Origin of the sequence: Reyranella sp., assembly GCF_044224635.1 — a bacterium.
Lineage (GTDB): Bacteria > Pseudomonadota > Alphaproteobacteria > Reyranellales > Reyranellaceae > Reyranella.
The window spans coordinates 54,259-70,629 of sequence record NZ_JBGAKA010000041.1 but is presented as its reverse complement, the minus strand read 5'-3'; the positions used below and the strand labels follow the sequence as shown (position 1 = coordinate 70,629).

Genomic DNA, 16,371 nt, shown 5'->3' with positions numbered 1-16,371 from the left:
AGTCGACGTCGAGTCCTTCGGCAGCCAGGCGATCGACGGGAACGTAGACACGGTCGAGGCTGCGGTAATCCTTGGCACAATCCTGCAGATGGTTGATCACCTGCAGCGCCGAGCACAGCGCATCGTTGAGCGGCCACAGGACATCCGACTCGCCGTGCAGATCGAGCACGAAGCGGCCGACCGGTGCAGCGGAGAAGCGGCAATAGTCCATGAGCTCGGACCAGTCGGCGTAGCGCCGCTTGCGACGTTCTGCCGGAAGGCTTCGGAGAAGGTCGTGCGCGTGCTCGTCGGAAGACCCTTGCCTGCAAGACCGATCGCAGATCTTTCACCCCTTCATCGCCGAGGCCGGCTTCGTCGCGCAATCCCGCGCTTCCAGCGATCGAGCTGCAAGCTTCTGCTCGGCACTGGCCGTGGTATGTCGGCGGGTCGTCGGCAGGCGCGCGCGCCGACAGCGAGGATTGCCGGGCGGCAGGCCGGCGCGTGCCGAGCCGGGCGCAGGCCACCGGAAATTTCGTCCCGGTGTCCTTGCCGGAGCCGGGGCGACGGCGGACTCGGTCATGCGTCACCCGCCATCGCCTGGGCGCGTCCTTTCCACAAGCCGCCGCGGCCACGCCAGCAGTCGATAGCCGACTGCACCGTGAAGAAGGCATAGGCAGCACCGATGGCGGGCAGCGCCAAGCCCCAGAGCGGCGACCGGCTGGCAGAAACGCAGGTGCCATCGGATGGAAGGTGAGCGCCATCACCAGCCAGGCGCACAATCCCAGCCAGCGCGCCGGTCCATCGTGCAGCAGCGCAAGCAGGGACGGCACCAGATAGACCAGGGTCATTCCGGCAATAGTGCCGGCGAGAGCGAGCGGCGAGTAACCCAGCTGGGCGTAGGCCGAGCGCGAGATCATGCGCCCGATCTCCCGGAAGCCGCCGTAGGGCCGCAGGCTGGTGGCGCGCCGCGTCAAGCCGAGCCAGATCGCCCCCTGCCCCTTCAGGCGACGCGCCAGTGCGCAGTCGTCGATGATCTCCGACCTGATCGCTGCAATCCCGCCGGCGCGCTCGAGCGCGTCGCGCCGCACCAGGGTGCATCCGCCGGCGGCAGCGGCCGTCCTGCGGTCCCGTCGCGCGACCCAGGCGAACGGATAGAGCATCTGGAACAAGTAGACGAAGGCCGGAATGAGGAACCGCTCGGCCCAGCTCACGCAGGAGGCCGCCATCAGCGAGACCCACCGTCGTGCTCGGCACGCATGAGCGGCGCGCGCGATCCAGCTTGCCGAGATTGTCGGGGTGTGGCGCGATCAGCTCGAGCCGGGGTGTGGCCGATATCGGCATCGGTCAGCAGGAAGTAATCGACGGCGTCGCCGTGGGCATTGGCATGCCGGATACCCTGCTCCAGGGCCCACAGCTTGCCGGTCCATCCGGCCGGCAGCGCGCTGCCGGAAACGACATCGAGGCGTCGACCGTCGTCGAGGGCCTTCGCGACGGCGGCCGTGCCGTCGCTGCTGCCATCGTCGACCAGCACGACGCGAAATGGCCCGGCATAGTCCTGCCGCAGCAGGCTGCCGATCGATCGCGCGATCACGTCGGCCTCGTTGCGGGCGGGAACGACCGCCACCACGGACGGCCAGCGCGCCGGCGCGGCGAACACGCCGTCGTCGCGTTCCCGCGCCAGCCAGAATCCACCTCGGGCGACGAGCAGGTACACCCAGATCGCCAGCGCGAGGAGACCGATGACAGTCCACGAGCTCATGTCAGGTAGCCGGCGGTACGGAACCACGCCAGCGCGTCGGCGACACCTTCCTGGTATGGCCGGCTGCGATAGCCGAGCTCGCGTTCGGCCTTCGCCGAGGTGAAGAACATGTGGTGCTTCGACATCCGCAGGCCGTCGCGCGTCAGCAACGGTTCCTTGCCGGTCACGCGCGCAGCCACCTCGGCGGCGAAGGCCAGCGGCAGCAGCGGCGCTCGCGGCAGCCTGATCCGCGGCGCCTTGCGGCCAGCCAGGCCGGCGATCGTCGCGAGCAGCTGCTGCAGGGTGAGGTTCTCGCCGCCGAGGATGTAGCGCTCACCGATGCGGCCCCGTTCGAAAGCCAGCAGATGGCCGGCGGCGACGTCGTCGACATGGGCGAAATTCAACCCCGTATCGACGAACGCCGGAATCCTGCCGCGCGCCGCGTCGAGCAGGATGCGGCCGGTCGGCGTCGGCCGAATGTCCCGTGGTCCGATGGGGGTCGTGGGGTTGACGATGATCGCCGGCAATCCGTCGCGCAGGATCATCTCCTCGACGGCGCGCTCGGCCATGGTCTTGCTGCGCTTGTAGGCGCCGATCGCCTCGTGCGGCGAGAGTGCGGCCGTCTCGTCGACCGGCACCGTGGCGCCGGCGACGCGCAGTGCGGCGACACTGCTGGTGTAGACGATGCGTTCGACGCCGGCGGCCAGCGCCTCGCGCTTGAGGTTCACCGTTCCTTCGACATTGGCGCGGACGATCTCGGAAGGGTCGCGGGCCCACAGGCGATAGTCGGCGGCGACATGGAACAGGTATCGCGCATCCTTCAGCGCGGCCTTCAGCGACTCTCGGTCGGTAAGATCGCCGACGACCACCTCGCAGTCGAGACCGGCAAAGTTGTCGCGCGGACTGGTTGGGCGAACGAGCGCGCGCACGCGCACGCCCCGTTCGACAAGGGCGCGCACGACGGCTGATCCCAAAAAACCAGATCCGCCGGTGACGAGGGTCAAATCGCCCGGCCGCAAGGAAACACTCATGACAGGTACCTTCGGCGCCGCGAAGAGGCCTAAAGTATGACGATATCGGGTGAATTCGCAAATTCCGGGAGGCGCTCGATTCATTCTCCTCCCCAGCTTCGCTGGGGAGGAAAATGAATGGCGCGCCACGAGAAAGCAGTTGGTTACGTCTCGTAATCCAACCCGATCGAGCGGTAGTGGGCGGGATCGTCGGCCCAGCGTTCGCTGACCTTGACGTGCAGGAAGAGATGCACGGGGCGTTCCAGTATCTGGTTGAGCTCATGGCGGGCGCGCGCGCCGATCTGCTTGATGCGGGCGCCGCCCTTGCCGAGGACGATGGCGCGCTGGCCTTCCCGCTGCACGTGGATCGTCTGCTCGATGCGGGTGCTGCCGTCGGGCCGATCCTCCCATTTGTCGGTTTCGACGGCCGCTTCGTAGGGCAGCTCCTGGTGGAGCTGCAGGAAGACCTGCTCGCGCGTCACCTCGGCCGCCAGCAGCCGCATCGGCAGATCCGCCGCCTGGTCCTCGGGATAAAGGAAAGGTCCCTCGGGCAGCGCCGTGGCCAAGGCCGTCAGGACGTCGGCGACACCGTCCTGGCGCAGGGCGCTCACCATGAAGGTGCGCTCGAATGGCAAATGCTCGTTCAACCGGGCCGTCAGTGCCAGCAGCTTCTCACGCGCCACCAAGTCGATCTTGTTCAGGATCAGAAAGCGCGGCGCGCGCTGATCCTTCAGCCGCTCGATGATCGCCTCGGTCTCCGGCCCGATGCCGCGCTCGGCATCGACCACCAGGGCTACGATGTCGGCATCGTCGGCGCCTTGCCAGGCGGCGGCGACCATGGCCCGCTCGAGGCGCCGCTTAGCGATGCGGAAGATCCCCGGGGTGTCGACGAGGACGACCTGGGCACGGCTTCCCTCGGCGAGGTCGACCATGGCGATGCCGATCACCCGCATGCGCGTGGTCTGCACCTTGGGCGAGACGATGCTCACCTTGGAGCCCACCATCGCGTTGACCAAGGTCGATTTTCCGGCATTGGGCGCGCCGACGATGGCGGCGAAGCCGGCGCGGGTCCGCGGCCCGCTCACGACTGGCCGAGCCCCTCGATGAGCAGACGTGCCGCCTCGCTCTCCGCGTCACGCTTGGTTCGGCCCCTGCCCTGTACAGGCTGAATGGCGCCGACGCGGACCTCGACCAGGAACATCGGCTCATGCTCGGTGCCTTCGCGGCCGACCTGGCGGTAGACCGGCAGCGCGAGGCCGCGCGCCTGCGCCCATTCCTGCAACTGCATTTTGGGGGGACGCGGGGCGGGATTGTGACTGCCCAGCCGCTCTCCCCACAGTCGCTCGACGGTCGCCGCGGCCGCGGCAAAGCCCGCGTCGACGAAGATTGCCCCGAGCAGCGCCTCCATCATGTCGGCGAGAAGCGCCGGAGTCGCCGGCGGCGCGCCGCGGTAGGCAATCAGATGATCATTGAGACCGTTCGCATGCACGATCTCATCCAGGGCGCGGGTGCTCACCAGCGCAGCGTGGCGCCGCGCCAGCTTGCCTTCCGCCTCGTCGGGAAAGCGGCGCAGCAGCAGATCGGCCATGGCGAGCGACAGCACGCGATCCCCGAGGAACTCCAGGCGCTCGTTGCCGTAGGGGAAGGCTGCCTTGAGGTCGGGCCGGCGGTCGAGCGCGCCGCGATGCGTCAGCGCCTCGACGGCCAGCTCGCGCCGTGCAAAGGCATGCCCCAGCCTGCCGGTCAACGCGTCGAAGTCGACGTCGATCTCGCTCAGTGGATCGCCATGAAGAAGCGATTGAACCGAATGGCCTCTGGCCATTTCCATGGCTCCAGCCAGCCCGCCGCCGACGGATCGTGCGAAAAGAAGATGAACTCGGCGCGCCCGACCAGGTTTTCAGACGGCACGTACCAGCCAAGCTGGTCGCGGTCGCGCGCCGACCCGGAGAAATCGCGCAGCATCAGGCGCGTTCGGCTGTCCAGCGAATCGTCACGGTTGTCGCCCATGACGAAGTAGTTGTTCGCCGGGACGAGGAACTCGGGCGTGTTGTCTGCGGGTCCGGCATCGCTGTACTCGAGCACCGTGTAGCTGCGCCCGTTCGGCAAGGTCTCGCGGTAGAGGGTTCCTCTGGGATAGAGGCCATTGCCCTTGGAATACTCGCCGATGCGCGTGCGCTGGACCGGCGTGCCATTGATGTGCAGCACGCCGTTGGTCACCTGGATGCGATCGCCCGGCATGCCGACGATGCGCTTGATGTAGTCGGTCCGGTTGATTCCCTGCCCCTGATCACCGGGATATTTGAACACCGCGACGTCGCCGCGCTCCGGCGGCTGGCCGAAGATGCGGCCGGAGAACAGTCCCATCGAGAACGGGAACGAATGCTTGCTGTATCCATACGAATACTTCGAAACGAACAGATAGTCGCCGACCAGCAAGGTCGGGATCATCGAACCGCTGGGAATATTGAAGGGCTCGATGGCGAAGGTGCGCACAACCAGTGCGATGAGCACCGCATAGACGACGGTGCGGACGGTCTCGCCCCAGCCGCCGGCCTTCTCCTGTCCCCGCTTTCGACGTTCAGCCACGTCCGTCATCGCTATCCCAGTTTAAACGAGCCGCGCCTATAGCAGGGTAAGAACCCGCTGTCTCTTGCCCCTGGTGTCCCAGGTCCCTCCCCCGTAACCGCAGGGCATTCGCATATGGGCGCTTTCTCCTCCCCAGCTTCGCTGGGGAGGTGTCGCCGTCTTACGGCGACGGAGGGGTCATGAGCAGCGGGACGGCGGCCTATGACCCCTCCGCCCCCGATTACGGGGGCACCTCCCCAGCTTCGCTGGGGAGGAGAATGAAAAGCGCGCCCATATGCGGTGACGAGGGCGGGATTGCACATAGCCGTCATGTCGCCGAAACCGCGGAAATGATCACGAAAGCCTGCGCCATCGGGTATTCGTCGGTCAAGCTCAGGTCGATTTGCGGCGACATTCCGGCTGGCGTCAGCTCCTGCAGGCGCGCCAAAGCGCCGCCGGTCAGGGCCATCGTCGGCTTGCCGCCGCGCATGTTGACGACCCCCATGTCACGCCAGAAGACGCCCCGCCGAAGGCCCGTTCCGAGCGCCTTGGCGCAGGCCTCCTTGGCGGCAAACCGCTTCGCATAGCTCGCCGCTCGCGTCGCCCGGCCCTCCGACCGCTTCTGTTCAGTCTCTGTGAAGATCCGTTGCACAAATCGGTCGCCGAACCGGTCCAGCGACTTCTCGATACGCCTGATGTCGGTGAGATCGTTGCCGATTCCCAGGATCACTTGACTGCCCCGCTGCCGGCCCGCGCCGCATCCATGACCCGCCGCATCTCGCGGATCACCTGCTCGAAGCCGACGAAGATCGCCTCGCCGACCAGGAAATGGCCGATATTGAGCTCGCGCACCTCAGGAATGGCTGCAACCGGTCCGACGTCGGCGTAGCTCAGCCCATGGCCGGCATGGCATTCCAGGCCGAGCTTGGCACACTGGGCGGCTGCCTTCTGCAGGCGGCCAAGCTCGGCCCGCTGCGCGTCGCCTTCCAGCTCGCAGTAGCGCCCGGTGTGGAGCTCGACCACGGGCGCCCCGAGGGCCACGGCCGCCTCGAGCTGCCGCGGATCGGCCTCGATGAACAGGGAGACCCGGATGCCGGCGTCGCGCAGGCGGCTGACCATCGGCCGCAGATGGTTGTGCTGCCCGGCCGCATCGAGCCCGCCTTCCGTCGTCCGCTCCTCGCGCTTCTCGGGCACGATGCAGGCGGCATGCGGGCGGTGGCGCAGGGCGATCGCGACCATCTCCTCGGTCGCCGCCATCTCGAAATTGAGCGGGATCTTGAGCTCGGCCATCAGGCCTTCGATGTCGGCATCGACGATGTGGCGGCGGTCTTCACGGAGATGAGCCGTGATGCCGTCGGCGCCGGCGGCGGCGGCTAGCCGGGCCGCGCGCAACGGATCGGGCAGTCGTCCACCGCGCGCGTTGCGCACCGTGGCCACGTGATCGATGTTGACACCAAGACGCAAGTGGTTGGACCCAGGCATAGGCTACTTTCGAGGTGAGAGGACGCGAGCGGTCAATTGCGCGCCCGCTCGACGGCGTTGATTGCAGGCGAGGCGCGCAACGCCGCGGCGATGTCGGCCAGATGCTTGACGTCGGTGACCTCGACGTCGATCACCATGTCGAAGAAGTCCATCGACCGGTTGGTGATTCGGAGGTTCGAGATGTTGCCGTGGTTGCGCGCGATCACCGTCGACAGGCTCGACAGGCTGCCCGGCTGGTTGGCCACGGTGACCTTGAGACGGCCGGTATAGGTTCCCGTCGCGCCTTCCTTGACCGAATCCCATCCGACATCGATCCAGCGCTCGGACGCCTCGGAAAAGCTTTCCAGGGTCGCGCAATCGATGGTGTGGATGGTGACGCCTTTTCCCGTGGTGATGATGCCGACGATGCGATCGCCGGGGAGCGGATGGCAGCAGCGGGCAAAATGCACCGCCATGCCCGGGATCAGGCCGCGGATGGCGATCTCGCCGCTGCTCGTCTTGCCGCGCCCGACATCGACCGGCTTGCCGGCCTTGGTGCGCGCCCGCGAGATCGGCACCACGTCGGCGCCGCCCGCCTTGCGGCCCTGCTTGAGCCCGGGATAGACCGCCATCAGCACTTCGCGCGCGCCGATGAGACCCTCGCCGACGGCGGCCACGAGGTCGTCGGTGGTGGCGTGCTTGAAGTTGGCGCGGACGCCTTCGAGGCCCTTGTCGGTCGGCTCGTAGCCCTCCTCGTGGAAGGCCTTGTCGAGCAGCGAGCGGCCGAGCTGGATGTACTGCTCGCGCTGGCGCAGGCGGATGAAGCGCCGGATCGCCGCCTTGGCTTTGCCGGTGACGACGAAGCGCTCCCAGGTCGGCGACGGCGTCTGCGCCTTCGACGTGATGATCTCGACCTGGTCGCCGTTGGCGAGCTGGGTGCGCAGCGGCAGCATCCGGCCGTTGATCTTCGAGCCGACGCAGGTGTCACCGACCTGGCTGTGCACGGCATAGGCAAAGTCGATCGGGGTGGCGCCGCGCGGCAGGGCGATCAGCTTGCCCTTGGGCGTGAAGCAGAACACCTGGTCCTGGAACATCTCGAGCTTGGTGTGCTCGAGGAACTCCTCGGCATTGGGCGCCTTGTCGAGGATCTCCATCAGGCTGCGCAGCCAGGCGTACTGCGGCGCGTCGGTCGACGGCCCGCCCTGCTTGTAGATCCAGTGGGCCGCCACGCCGCGCTCGGCCTGGTCCTGCATCTCGGCGGTGCGGATCTGGATCTCGATGCGCTGGCCGAACGGGCCGATCACGCCGGTATGCAGCGAGCGGTATCCGTTCGGCTTGGGCACCGAGATGTAGTCCTTGAAGCGCTGCGGCAGCACCTGGTAGCGGCCGTGCAGCAGACCGAGCGCCTGGTAGCATTGGGCGACGTCGTCGACGATGATACGGAAGGCCATGATGTCGGCGAGCTGCTCGAACGATACGTTCTTGGTCTGCATCTTGCGCCAGATCGAATAGGGCGTCTTTTCCCGCCCCGACACCTGGGCCGGCAGGCCGCCATCGACGAGGGTCTTGGCGAGCTCGATCTCGATCTGGGGCACCAGCCGTTCGCCCTGCTCGCGCAGATAGCCCTGCCGGGCCAGCACCGAGGCGCGGCCGTCGGGATTGAGCTCGGCGAAGGCCAGCTCCTCGAGCTCGCGCTTGATCTTCTCCATGCCGATGCGTGAGGCGAGCGGCGCATAGAGGTCCATGGTCTCGCGCGCGATGCGTTTGCGCCGGGCCGGATCCTTGATGTGGTGCAGGGTCCGCATGTTGTGCAGACGGTCGGCGAGCTTCACCAGCAGAACGCGGATGTCCGACGACATGGCGAGCACCAGCTTGCGCAGGTTCTCGGCTTCCTTGGTGCTCTCGGACTGAACCTCCAGGCGCGACAGCTTGGTGACGCCATCGACCAGCCGGGCGACGTTCTCGCCAAACAGTCGGGCGATCTCCTCGCGCGTGGCGTCGGTATCCTCGAGCGTGTCGTGCAGCAGGCCGGTGACGATCGAGTCGGTATCGAGCCTCATCTCGGCGAGGATGCCGGCGACCTCGACGGGATGAGAAAAGTAGGGGTCACCTGAAGCCCGGAGCTGGGTACCGTGCTTCTTCAGGCCAAAGACATAGGCGCGGTTCAGCGTGTCCTCGTCCGCCTCCGGATGGTAGGACTGCACGCGCTCGACGAGCTCAAACTGACGAATCATGGCGATCATCCATTATATGGGGACGATCGCGCCTTCTCCACGATGTTTGCGCAGCGGGATTGGCAGAACCGGCTGCTGCCAGCGCGGGCTGCAGCGCGCTGCGCGCTACTCCGCGACGTCGTCTTCCTCGGCCATCGGCAGGGCCTTGGGCTGCGCCGCCTCGGCGCCGCCCTGGGCCAACGCGGCGGCGAGCTCCTGCTCGAGCTCGGCCATCTCGTTGACCTCTTCCGGCTTGTCGATGTCGGCATGCTTCTGCATGCCCGAGATCAGCGAGTCCTTCAGCATGCCCTGATCGAGCTTGGTCTCGGCGATCTCGCGCAGCGCCACGACGGGATTCTTGTCGCGGTCGCGGTCGAGCGTGATCTGCGCACCGGCCGAGATGTCGCGCGCCCGCTGCGCGGCGAACATCACGAGCTCGAAACGATTGGGCACCTGCACGATGCAGTCTTCGACGGTAACGCGGGCCATGGCGACCTCTGAATGTCCGGGAGCCGGCGGTTATACGCGCCCTGGCCCAAAAGGCAAGATACTCACATCCGCTCGATCGGCTGATCGGCAGGCAATGCCGCAAGCAGCTCCTGTATCGACACCCCGCTCACCGGGTGCCGCCATTGGGGTTCGAGGTCGGCGAGCGGCCGCAGGACGAAGGCGCGGCCCGTCATCCGGGGGTGCGGCAGGGAGGCCCGGCCCGGCCCTCCAGGCGCCGTCTCGCCGCGAAAATCGAGCAAATCCAGGTCGATGATCCGTGCCGCGTTGGGCGTCGAGCGGGCCCGGCCGAACACCGCTTCGACCTCGTGGAGGCAGGCCAGCAAGCGGTCGGCCGACAGCTCGGTTTCGACCTCGGCGACGGCGTTGACATACCAGGGCTGATCCGACGGGGGGACCGGCGCCGTCCGGTACCACGGCGACACACGGACCGCGCGGATGCCGCGGCGGGCGAGCTCGGCCAAAGCCGACTCTAGAACCTGCCGCGGCGAGCCGAAGCGGGGATGGTCGAGATTGCCGCCCAGGGCAATCAAGATCGGGTATGATCGTTCCTTCATTCTCTGCATTACCCACAATCCCTTGTGGTTCAATCGGGAGCGCCTTACACTTGACATCGATCGGCAAAGCCGCGAGGTACGACACGCCAATCCCAAATAATTCTGCTTCCTGAGTGCAATTATAATTCTCAAGGGATAGTGATGATGAAAGGCAATTTTTACGACAGCGAGCGCGTCGGTCTGTTTATCGACGGTGCCAATCTTTACTCGGCCGCCCGGTCCCTGGGATTCGACATCGACTATCGCCGCCTGCTGAAGGTGTTTCGCGAGAAGGGCCGATTGGTCCGCGCCTACTACTACACGGCCCTGATCGAGGACCAGGAATACTCGCCGATCCGGCCGCTGATCGATTGGCTGGACTACAACGGCTACACCATGGTCACCAAGCCGACCAAGGAATTCACTGATGCCATGGGGCGCCGCAAGATCAAGGGCAACATGGACATCGAGCTGGCCATCGACGTGCTGGAGATGGCCGAACACCTCGACCACGTGATCCTGTTCTCCGGTGACGGCGATTTCCGCCGGCTGGTCGAGGCGGTGCAGCGCAAGGGCCTGCGGGTCTCGGTGGTCAGCACGATCAAGTCTTCGCCGCCCATGGTGGCCGACGAGCTGCGGCGGCAGGCCGACGACTTCATCGAGCTGAGCGAGCTCGCGCCGCTCATCGCCCGCATGCCGTCCGAACGCCCGGCGCGTCCGGCAGGCGCGGCGGCGTACGCGGCGCGCGATCAGTTTGGCGAGGCCGACGACGGCCCGCCTGAAGCGCAGGCACGCTCCGCCTGAGGGCGGCCACCGCCGTGGCCGCAACGCGTTTCGACGAGCCCCCGCTCGACTGCCCGCTGTGCCCGAGGCTGGTGTCGTTCCGACGCGAGCTGCAGTCGCAATACCCGGACTGGAGCAACGCGCCCGTCCGGTCGTTCGGGAACCTCGACGCCCGTCTGCTGATCGTCGGCCTTGCGCCGGGCATGCGCGGCGCCAACCGCACCGGTCGCCCGTTCACCGGCGACTATGCCGGTGACCTGCTCTATTCGACGCTGCTCGAGTTTGGTTTTGCGCAAGGCATCTATCGGGCCGACCCGAATGACGGTCTGCACCTGATGGATTGCCGGATCGCCAACGCGGTGCGCTGCCTGCCGCCGGAGAACAAGCCGGTGCCCGCCGAGTTCACCAACTGCCGGCCCTTCCTGCAGGCCGAGCTGGCGGTGATGCCGAAGCTCGAGGTCATCGTCGCTCTGGGCAAGGGCGCCCACGACCAAGTATTGCGCGCCCTCACCGTCCGGCCCGTCGGCAGCTATCCGTTCACCCACGGCCGGCTGCATCGCCTGCCCACCGATCTCACGCTTGCCGACAGCTATCACTGCTCGCGCTACAACACCAACACCGGCCGCCTCACGACGGAGATGTTCCATGCCGTGTTCGCCGCTGTGCGTGGGGCGTTGAACGTCGATGAAAGGAAAGGTCCCTCGCTGCGCTCGGGATGACAGTATTGTTGTCGCTGGCGACAGTATCGTTGTCATCCCGAGCGCAGCGAGGGACCTTTCCTCATCGCCCGGTCGAGGACGCCGGCATCGAAATGTCAGGCTCTCACAGCGCGTGCTTGATCGCGTCGGTGATCTCGGCGGAGCCGGGTCGCACGCGGCTCGGCCAGGCACCCTGCAGGGTGCCGTCCTTGCCGATCAGGTACTTGTGGAAATTCCAGCGCGGCGCCGCATCCTCGCCCGCCTCCTGGGCGATCCAGCGGAACAGCGCATGGGCATCGGGACCGATCACCTTCTGCTTCGACGTCAGCGGGAAGGCGACGCCATACATGGTCTCGCAGAACTTGGCGATCTCGGGCTCGGTCCTGGGCTCCTGGGCGCCGAAATCGTTCGACGGCACGCCCAGCACCACGAGGCCCTTGGGCCCGTAGGTTTCGTGCAGCTTCTGCAGGTCGGTGTATTGCGGCGTGAACCCGCAATAGGATGCGACATTGACCACCAGCACCGCCTTGCCGGCGAATGCCTTCATGTCGAGCGGCTTGTTGTCGATGGTGGTGAAAGTGAAATCGTGTGCCGACGCCATGTCAGGTCTCCTCGTCGTAGCGTTGCTCGCGCCACGGATCGCCGTAATTGTGATAGCCGCGCACTTCCCAGAAGCCCGGCTTGTCGAACACCGAGAGCTCGATGCGCTTGATCCACTTGGCGCTCTTCCAGAAATAGAGCCTGGGGATCACCACGCGCAGCGGCCCGCCGTGCTCGCGGCTGATCGGCTCGCCGTTCCAGCTCCAGGCCAGCAGCACGTCGTCGCCTGAGAAATCGGCGAGCGGCACGCTGGTCGTATAGGTGTCGTAGGCATGGAAGATCACGTGCTGGGCCTCGGCCCTGGGCTTGACGGCGGCCATCAAGTCGCGCGCCATCACCCCTTCCCACGCATTGTCGTAGCGCGACCACGCGGTGACGCAGTGGATGTCGGTCATCAGCCTGATCTTCGGCAGGTCGGTGAATTCGGCCCACTTGAACGTCGTCGGCTGCTCGACCGCCCCGTCGACGAACAGGCGCCAGGCATGCGTCGGAATGTCGGGCTGGATGCCGAGATCGAGCACCGGCCAAGTCTCGACCTGGCGCTGCCCCGGCGGCAGCCGCTGGCCCGGCGTCGCGGTCTCGCCGGTAAGCAGCCGGCCGTCCTCGGCCCATTTCTCCTTGCTCCCGATCAGCTTGGTCTTGAGCTTGCCGAACAGGGTGACGTCGTCGGACATGGCTTCCTTCAGATGCTGCGGCCCGCCTTCTCCCAATATGGGGCGCGGAGCTTGCGCTTGAATATCTTGCCCGAATCCTCGCGCGGCAGGGCAGCGCTGAATTCGATCAGCTTGGGCACCTTGTAGCGCGCCACGTGCTCGGCCAGCCAGGCGCGGACGTGGCCGGCATCGAGGGTTTCGCCGGCCAGAGGCTCGACATAGGCGCAGATCTGCTCGCCGAACTCGTCGTCGGGAATGCCGAAGACCGCGCAGTCGCGCACGCCCGGCATCTGGATCAGCGCCGATTCGATCTCGGCCGGGTAGATGTTGACGCCGCCCGAGATGATCATGTCGCGCTTGCGATCGCACAGGAAGACGTAGCCGTCGGCGTCCTGGTAGCCGATGTCGCCCACCGTCACCAGGTCACCGAGGGCGACCTCGCGCCGCTTGACGGCGTCGTTGTTGTAGGTGAACTCCGAGAAATTCGGGCCGCGCACGTAGATCTCGCCGACCTCGCCCTGCTTCACGTCGTTGCCGCTCTCGTCGACGATGCGCAGCAGCGCGCCGTCGACGACGCGTCCCACCGTGCCGGGCTTGCGCAAGGCATCCGCCGAATCATGCCACACGACGACCCCGGTCTCGGTGGCGCCGTAATACTCGGTGACCACCGGCCCCCACCAGTCGATCATCTGGCGCTTGACCGCCGGAGCGCACGGCGCCGCGCCATGGGTGATCCAGCGCAGCGACGAGATGTCGTATCGCTGTTTCACGTCGTCGGGCAGTCGCAGCAGGCGCACGAACATGGTCGGCACGATGTGCATGTGCGTGATGCCATGGCGGGCGATCAGCCGCAGCATGTCCTCGGCGTCGAAACGCGGCTGCAGGACGATGGAGAGCCCGAGGCGGGCGGCGGTCATGCCATAGCCGGCCGGCGCGGAGTGATACATCGGCCCGTTCATCAGCACGACGATCGAGGCATCGGGGACGAGGCCCCAGTAGCGGCCGATCTCCTGCGTCGCCGCCGCCTGCAGCTCAGGGGATGACGGCTGACGGCGCACGCCCTTGGGCCGACCCGTCGTGCCCGAGGTGTAGATCATGCTGCCGCGCGAGGCCTTGGCCGGCTCGGTGTTGGGCGCGCTGCGCGCGACGAAGGCGTCCCACGTCTCGACACCGTCTGGAGCACGCCGCTTGTCCTCGGGGACGGAATAGGCGGCGACGATCTCGTCGGGCGTCGGCACGACCAGGACCTTGACGCCGGCCGGCACGCCCGCCGCGATCTGCGTCAGCAGATCGCTGTGAACCACCAGCACCTTGGCGGCGCTGTCGGTCAGGATGTAGCCTGCCTCCTCGGGCGTGAAATGCCAGTTGATCGGCACGGCATAGGCGCCGAGCTGGCCTGCCGCCATGTTGGCCTCGAACGTCGCGAAGTCGTTGCGCAGCATCAGGGCAACGCTGTCGTCCTCGCCCAACCCGAGCGCCTTGAATCCGCCGGCCGCCCGCGCGGCGTTGGCCTGGATGTCGGCCCAACTGCGAAACCGTTCGCCGGCGATCACTCCAGCTGTCATGGCATTCACTCCCTACGCACGCTCGTCGATGATTTTCTTCATGGCCGGGAGCGCGCCACTCTTCTCATTTTCCTCCCCAGCGAAGCTGGGGAGGTGTCGCGTCATACGCGACGGAGGGGTCATGAGCCTCAATGGATGACTCATGACCCCTTCGTCCGCGACTACGCGGACACCTCCCCAGCGAAGCTGGGGAGGAGAACGAGAAGGATTGCGCTCCCGGCAAGATGTCACTTCTTGACCTTGGCCGCGCCTCTAAACATCGTCATGCCGAGGAACTCGCCGAGTGTGCGCTGGTCGGGGCCGTGCTTCAGCATGCCCGCCTTCTGCAACATCACGACGCCGTGGGACGCGGCCCAAAGCGACCACCCGAAGAGCTGGGGATCGACGTCGATCAGGCCTGCCGCCGCCAGCTCCTCCGATCGGCTGGTGATCAGGCGATGCGCGCGATCGCTCTCGCGTACCAAGTCGGCGTTGCTGCCATCGATCGGCTGATCGATCTCGAACATGATGCGATAGGCATGCGGATGCTCGGCGGCAAACCGCATGTAGGCGCCGCCGACCCGGCGCATCCGATCGATCGGGTTCGTCGCGGTCGCCGCCGCAGCCTCGAGCGTCTCGGCGAACCTGGCGAATGCCTGGGCGCGCACCGTCGACAGGATATCGGCCTTGTCCTTGAAGTAGCGGTACGGCGTCTTTGGGCTGCAGCCGAGCGCCTCGGCGAGCTGGCGCATGGTGACGCCGTCATAGCCGTAGCGGGCGAATCGCTCGGTCGCGACCCGGCACAGCTCGGCGCGGAAGTCGGCGATATCCTGGTCAGTGAGGTAACGCGGCATGATCGGCTTTTCGTACACACTGTGTACGAAAAGCCGATCGCGCGGTCAACCGTCAGGCGCTTTCGGCAAACAGTTCGCGGCCGATCAGCATGCGGCGGATCTCGCTGGTGCCGGCGCCGATCTCGTAGAGCTTGGCATCGCGCAACAGGCGGCCGGTCGGATAGTCGTTGATGTAGCCGTTGCCGCCCAGCAGCTGGATGGCGTCGAGCGCCACCAAGGTCGCCTTCTCGGCCGCGTAGAGGATGGCGCCGGCCGAATCCTTGCGCGTGGTCTGGCCGCGATCGCACGCCTTGGCTACGGAATAGACGTAGGCCTTGCAGGCGTTCATGGTCGTGTACATGTCGGCCAGCTTGCCCTGCACCAGCTGGAATTCGCCGATCGCCTGGCCGAACTGGCGGCGCTCGTGGACGTAGGGAACCACGATATCCATGGCCGACTGCATGATGCCGAGCGGCCCCGCCGCCAGGACGGCGCGCTCGTAGTCGAGGCCGCTCATCAGCACGTTGACGCCGCGCCCGACCGCCCCCAGCACGTTCTCGGCCGGGATCTCGCAATCCTCGAACACCAGCTCGCCGGTCGACGAGCCGCGCATGCCCATCTTATCGAGCTTCTGCGCCACCTTGAAGCCTTTGCGGTCCGTCTCGACGATGAAGGCGGTGATGCCGCGCGGGCCCGCGGCGGGATCGGTCTTGGCATAGACCACGATCACCTGGGCGTCGGGGCTGTTGGTGATCCACATCTTGGTGCCGTTCAGCACGTAGCGGTCGCCCTTCCTGTCGGCTCTGAGCTTCATCGACACCACGTCCGAGCCCGCGCCCGACTCGCTCATCGCCAGGCTGCCGACATGCTCGCCGGAGATCAGCTTGGGCAGGAAGCGCCTTTTCTGCTCGTCGCTGCCGTTGCGGCGGATCTGGTTGACGCATAGGTTGGAATGGGCGCCGTAGGACAGGCCGACGGCCGCCGAGGCGCGACTCAGCTCCTCGACGGCGATGACGTGCTCGAGGTAGCCGAGCCCGGCGCCGCCATATTCCTCTTCGACGGTGATGCCGTGCAGGCCGAGATCGCCCATGCGCGGCCACAGCTCGCGCGGGAAGCGGTCGGTCTTGTCGAGCTCGGCGGCGATCGGCGCCACCTCGGCCGAGGCGAAGCGCTCGACCTGGTCGCGCAGGGTATCGGCAGTCTCGCCCAGACCGAAGTCGAAGGGCTGCATCGCATTGCGGATCATGGGCC

General features: G+C 66.6%; 18 protein-coding genes and 1 pseudogene. 2 read left to right on the top strand and 17 right to left on the bottom strand.

Translation table 11 applies throughout. The features are described from left to right. The 12 genes and pseudogenes from ACILR9_RS28210 to folK all read right to left on the bottom strand — a co-directional run. A partial coding sequence (locus tag ACILR9_RS28210; RefSeq protein WP_395713308.1) for a squalene/phytoene synthase family protein occupies positions 1-322 on the bottom strand: 322 nt, incomplete at its 3' end. Between the two features lie 703 nt (positions 323-1,025). Beyond that, positions 1,026-1,139, bottom strand: a pseudogene (locus tag ACILR9_RS28205) (glycosyl transferase family 2); the annotation flags it as partial. A 65-nt stretch (positions 1,140-1,204) separates the two neighbouring features. Further along, a complete protein-coding gene (locus ACILR9_RS28200) occupies positions 1,205-1,738 on the bottom strand; it encodes a glycosyltransferase (RefSeq protein ID WP_395713305.1) in 534 nt (177 codons plus the stop codon). Continuing rightward, positions 1,735-2,748: a hopanoid-associated sugar epimerase gene (gene hpnA, locus ACILR9_RS28195; RefSeq protein ID WP_395713304.1), complete on the bottom strand. Its 1,014-nt coding sequence runs from the start codon at positions 2,746-2,748 to the stop codon at positions 1,735-1,737. Before hpnA ends, ACILR9_RS28200 begins: the two co-directional genes overlap by 4 nt. Before the next feature lie 143 nt (positions 2,749-2,891). After that, positions 2,892-3,812, bottom strand: coding sequence for a GTPase Era (gene era, locus ACILR9_RS28190; protein ID WP_395713303.1), 921 nt, complete (start codon positions 3,810-3,812; stop codon positions 2,892-2,894). Further along, positions 3,809-4,549, bottom strand: a complete 741-nt coding sequence (rnc, locus tag ACILR9_RS28185; protein ID WP_395713302.1) for a ribonuclease III — start codon at positions 4,547-4,549, stop codon at positions 3,809-3,811. Before rnc ends, era begins: the two co-directional genes overlap by 4 nt. Beyond that, entirely contained in the window at positions 4,501-5,322 is an 822-nt protein-coding gene (gene lepB, locus ACILR9_RS28180; RefSeq protein ID WP_395713301.1) for a signal peptidase I, read from the bottom strand. Before lepB ends, rnc begins: the two co-directional genes overlap by 49 nt. Positions 5,323-5,620: 298 nt before the next feature. Then, positions 5,621-6,022 carry a holo-ACP synthase gene (gene acpS / locus ACILR9_RS28175; RefSeq protein WP_395713300.1) on the bottom strand — a complete coding sequence of 134 codons (402 nt, stop codon included), beginning with the start codon at positions 6,020-6,022 and terminating at the stop codon, positions 5,621-5,623. Then, positions 6,019-6,774, bottom strand: coding sequence for a pyridoxine 5'-phosphate synthase (locus ACILR9_RS28170; protein ID WP_395713299.1), 756 nt, complete (start codon positions 6,772-6,774; stop codon positions 6,019-6,021). The genes acpS and ACILR9_RS28170 overlap by 4 nt, the downstream gene beginning before the upstream one ends. Positions 6,775-6,806: 32 nt before the next feature. Beyond that, positions 6,807-8,987 (bottom strand): RelA/SpoT family protein, encoded by a 2,181-nt coding sequence (locus ACILR9_RS28165; protein ID WP_395713298.1) that lies wholly within the window; start codon positions 8,985-8,987, stop codon positions 6,807-6,809. 105 nt (positions 8,988-9,092) lie between these two features. Continuing rightward, complete coding sequence (rpoZ, locus tag ACILR9_RS28160) at positions 9,093-9,455, bottom strand: DNA-directed RNA polymerase subunit omega (protein WP_395713297.1); 363 nt, start codon at positions 9,453-9,455, stop codon at positions 9,093-9,095. A 62-nt stretch (positions 9,456-9,517) separates the two neighbouring features. Then, entirely contained in the window at positions 9,518-10,063 is a 546-nt protein-coding gene (folK, locus tag ACILR9_RS28155) for a 2-amino-4-hydroxy-6-hydroxymethyldihydropteridine diphosphokinase (RefSeq protein ID WP_395713296.1), read from the bottom strand. Positions 10,064-10,174: 111 nt separating this feature from the next. Between folK and ACILR9_RS28150 the strand changes: the two genes are divergently transcribed. Both ACILR9_RS28150 and ACILR9_RS28145 read left to right on the top strand, forming a co-directional pair. After that, the gene (locus ACILR9_RS28150) at positions 10,175-10,813 is read left to right on the top strand and encodes an NYN domain-containing protein (protein ID WP_395713295.1); all 639 of its coding nucleotides are present in this window, start codon (positions 10,175-10,177) and stop codon (positions 10,811-10,813) included. A 14-nt stretch (positions 10,814-10,827) separates the two neighbouring features. Then, positions 10,828-11,511: a uracil-DNA glycosylase gene (locus ACILR9_RS28145; protein ID WP_395713294.1), complete on the top strand. Its 684-nt coding sequence runs from the start codon at positions 10,828-10,830 to the stop codon at positions 11,509-11,511. A 103-nt stretch (positions 11,512-11,614) separates the two neighbouring features. Here ACILR9_RS28145 and ACILR9_RS28140 read toward each other — a convergent pair whose 3' ends face one another. The 5 genes from ACILR9_RS28140 to ACILR9_RS28120 all read right to left on the bottom strand — a co-directional run bounded on the left by ACILR9_RS28140 (position 11,615) and on the right by ACILR9_RS28120 (position 16,366). Further along, positions 11,615-12,091: a glutathione peroxidase gene (locus ACILR9_RS28140; protein WP_395713293.1), complete on the bottom strand. Its 477-nt coding sequence runs from the start codon at positions 12,089-12,091 to the stop codon at positions 11,615-11,617. A gap of 1 nt (position 12,092) precedes the next feature. Next, positions 12,093-12,764: a sulfite oxidase-like oxidoreductase gene (locus ACILR9_RS28135; RefSeq protein WP_395713292.1), complete on the bottom strand. Its 672-nt coding sequence runs from the start codon at positions 12,762-12,764 to the stop codon at positions 12,093-12,095. 8 nt (positions 12,765-12,772) lie between these two features. Further along, positions 12,773-14,308: an acyl-CoA synthetase gene (locus ACILR9_RS28130; RefSeq protein WP_395713291.1), complete on the bottom strand. Its 1,536-nt coding sequence runs from the start codon at positions 14,306-14,308 to the stop codon at positions 12,773-12,775. 227 nt (positions 14,309-14,535) lie between these two features. Beyond that, complete coding sequence (locus ACILR9_RS28125; protein ID WP_395713290.1) at positions 14,536-15,141, bottom strand: TetR/AcrR family transcriptional regulator; 606 nt, start codon at positions 15,139-15,141, stop codon at positions 14,536-14,538. A 52-nt stretch (positions 15,142-15,193) separates the two neighbouring features. Continuing rightward, positions 15,194-16,366 carry an isovaleryl-CoA dehydrogenase gene (locus ACILR9_RS28120; protein ID WP_395713289.1) on the bottom strand — a complete coding sequence of 391 codons (1,173 nt, stop codon included), beginning with the start codon at positions 16,364-16,366 and terminating at the stop codon, positions 15,194-15,196. Positions 16,367-16,371 lie beyond the last annotated feature (5 nt).

Bases quoted from the DNA above. Each gene is read 5' to 3' on its own strand.
- ACILR9_RS28200 (WP_395713305.1), bottom strand. From the start codon at position 1,738: ATGAGCTCGTGGACTGTCATCGGTCTCCTCGCGCTGGCGATCTGGGTG.
- hpnA (WP_395713304.1), bottom strand. From the start codon at position 2,748: ATGAGTGTTTCCTTGCGGCCGGGCGATTTGACCCTCGTCACCGGCGGA.
- rnc (WP_395713302.1), bottom strand. From the start codon at position 4,549: ATGGCCAGAGGCCATTCGGTTCAATCGCTTCTTCATGGCGATCCACTG.
- lepB (WP_395713301.1), bottom strand. From the start codon at position 5,322: ATGACGGACGTGGCTGAACGTCGAAAGCGGGGACAGGAGAAGGCCGGC.
- ACILR9_RS28170 (WP_395713299.1), bottom strand. From the start codon at position 6,774: ATGCCTGGGTCCAACCACTTGCGTCTTGGTGTCAACATCGATCACGTG.
- ACILR9_RS28165 (WP_395713298.1), bottom strand. From the start codon at position 8,987: ATGATTCGTCAGTTTGAGCTCGTCGAGCGCGTGCAGTCCTACCATCCG.
- rpoZ (WP_395713297.1), bottom strand. From the start codon at position 9,455: ATGGCCCGCGTTACCGTCGAAGACTGCATCGTGCAGGTGCCCAATCGT.
- ACILR9_RS28150 (WP_395713295.1), top strand. From the start codon at position 10,175: ATGAAAGGCAATTTTTACGACAGCGAGCGCGTCGGTCTGTTTATCGAC.
- ACILR9_RS28140 (WP_395713293.1), bottom strand. From the start codon at position 12,091: ATGGCGTCGGCACACGATTTCACTTTCACCACCATCGACAACAAGCCG.
- ACILR9_RS28135 (WP_395713292.1), bottom strand. From the start codon at position 12,764: ATGTCCGACGACGTCACCCTGTTCGGCAAGCTCAAGACCAAGCTGATC.
- ACILR9_RS28130 (WP_395713291.1), bottom strand. From the start codon at position 14,308: ATGACAGCTGGAGTGATCGCCGGCGAACGGTTTCGCAGTTGGGCCGAC.
- ACILR9_RS28125 (WP_395713290.1), bottom strand. From the start codon at position 15,141: ATGCCGCGTTACCTCACTGACCAGGATATCGCCGACTTCCGCGCCGAG.
- ACILR9_RS28120 (WP_395713289.1), bottom strand. From the start codon at position 16,366: ATGATCCGCAATGCGATGCAGCCCTTCGACTTCGGTCTGGGCGAGACT.